The 277-nt window shown below is 43.7% G+C and carries 1 protein-coding gene; it reads left to right on the forward strand.

The window, feature by feature from the left end:
- On the forward strand, positions 1 to 277 hold a 277-nt coding region (locus tag SB658_RS23575; RefSeq protein ID WP_410602722.1), incomplete at both ends, for an MFS transporter.

Below are 277 nucleotides of genomic sequence, written 5' to 3' on the forward strand. Positions count from 1 at the left end.
GTGGGGATTTTCCTCGTTGGGGCATTTGTCGCAATTTTAAACCAAACATTGCTCATTCCAGCGATCCCACATATCATGGAGGAATTCAATATTGATGTCAGCAAAGGGCAGTGGCTCACCACAGCCTTTATGCTGACAAACGGGATTCTCATCCCGATCACGGCTTTCTTAATCGAGAAATTTTCAAGCCGTTCTTTAGTTTTAACGGCGCTTAGCATCTTTACAGTCGGTACCATTCTTGCTTCATTTGCAACGAATTTCCCTGTATTACTTGCAG

Origin of the sequence: Bacillus sp. SIMBA_008, assembly GCF_046535495.1 — a bacterium.
Lineage (GTDB): Bacteria > Bacillota > Bacilli > Bacillales > Bacillaceae > Bacillus > Bacillus subtilis.